The organism is Thetidibacter halocola, assembly GCF_018224955.1.
Lineage (GTDB): Bacteria > Pseudomonadota > Alphaproteobacteria > Rhodobacterales > Rhodobacteraceae > Thetidibacter > Thetidibacter halocola.
In genome coordinates, this window is the sequence record NZ_JAGTUU010000021.1 from 1 (window position 1) to 1,884 (window position 1,884).

1 protein-coding gene is annotated in these 1,884 nt (G+C 67.3%); it reads left to right on the plus strand.

The annotated features are described in order from the left end of the window. On the plus strand, positions 1-1,884 hold a 1,884-nt coding region (gene acs, locus KB874_RS22755; RefSeq protein WP_212538859.1), incomplete at both ends, for an acetate--CoA ligase.

The following is a 1,884-nucleotide window of genomic DNA, read 5'->3' on the forward strand; positions in this document are numbered from 1 at the left end:
GACGCGGCGAAATACGATGCGCTTTATGCGCGGTCGATCTCTGACCCCGAGGGGTTCTGGGCCGAACAGGCTCAGCGGCTGGACTGGATCAAGGCGCCGACGAAGATCAAGGACGTCGATTTCACGCTGGGACAGGTGAAGATCGAGTGGTTCGCCGACGGCCAGCTGAACGTCGCGGCGAATTGCATCGACCGGCACCTGGCGACCCGCGCCGACCAGACCGCGATCATCTTCGAGCCCGATGACCCGAACGAGCCGGCCCAGCACATCACCTATGCCGAGCTGCACCGCCGCACCTGCCGCATGGCCAACGTGCTCGAATCCCTCGGCGTGCGCCGCGGCGACCGCGTCATCATCTACCTGCCGATGATCCCCGAGGCAGCCTATGCCATGCTGGCCTGCGCCCGGATCGGCGCGATCCACTCGATCGTCTTCGCCGGCTTCTCGCCCGACGCGCTGTCGGCGCGGGTCAACGGCTGCGACGCCAAGGTGGTCATCACCTCCGACGAGGCGCCCCGCGGCGGCCGCAAGACCCCGCTGAAGGCCAATGCCGACAAGGCGCTGCTGCACTGCAAGGACGACGTCAAGTGCCTGGTGGTCAAGCGCACCGGCGGCCAGACCACCTGGACCCCGCGCGATCACGACTACAACGAGATGGCCGCCGAGGCGGACGATTTCTCGCAACCGGCGGCGATGAACGCCGAGGACCCGCTGTTCATCCTCTACACCTCCGGCTCCACCGGCCAGCCCAAGGGCGTGGTGCACTCGACCGGCGGTTACCTGACCTATGCCGCGCTGACCCACGAGGTGGTCTTCGACTACCACGAGGGCGATGTCTACTGGTGCACGGCGGACGTGGGCTGGGTCACCGGCCACAGCTACATCGTCTATGGCCCGCTGGCCAATGGCGCGACGACCCTGATGTTCGAGGGCGTGCCGACCTGGCCCGACGCCAGCCGCTTCTGGCAGGTCTGCGAGAAGCATAAAGTGAACCAGTTCTACACCGCCCCCACCGCGATCCGCGCGCTGATGGGCCAGGGCAAGGAATTCGTCGAGGGCTGCGACCTGTCCAGCCTGCGCATCCTCGGCACGGTCGGCGAGCCGATCAACCCCGAGGCCTGGACCTGGTACAACGAGGTCGTGGGCAAGGGCCGCTGCCCGATCGTCGACACCTGGTGGCAGACCGAGACCGGCGGCCACCTGCTGACCCCGCTGCCCGGCGCCCACGCGACCAAGCCCGGCGCCGCGATGAAGCCCTTCTTCGGCGTCAAGCCCGTCGTGCTCGACCCGCAATCGGGCGTCGAGATCCACGAGTCCCCCACCGAGGGCGTGCTGGCCATCGCCGACAGCTGGCCGGGCCAGATGCGCACCGTCTGGGGCGATCACGAGCGCTTCGAAAAGACCTATTTCTCGGACTACAAGGGCTATTACTTCTCCGGCGACGGCTGCCGCCGGGACGCCGACGGCGACTACTGGATCACCGGGCGGGTCGACGACGTGATCAACGTCTCGGGCCACCGCATGGGCACCGCCGAGGTCGAATCGGCGCTGGTCGCGCATGAGAAGGTCGCCGAGGCCGCGGTCGTGGGCTATCCGCACGCGATCAAGGGCCAGGGCATCTACTGCTACGTGACCCTGATGAACGGCGTCGAGCCCACCGAGGATCTGCGCAAGGAGTTGCGCGCCTGGGTCCGCACCGAGATCGGCCCCATCGCCTCGCCCGACCTGATCCAGTGGGCCCCGGGTCTGCCCAAGACCCGCTCGGGCAAGATCATGCGCCGCATCCTGCGCAAGATCGCCGAAAACGACTTCGGCGCCCTCGGCGACACTTCAACCCTCGCAGACCCAGCCGTCGTCGACGACCTCATCGAAAACAGAATGAAC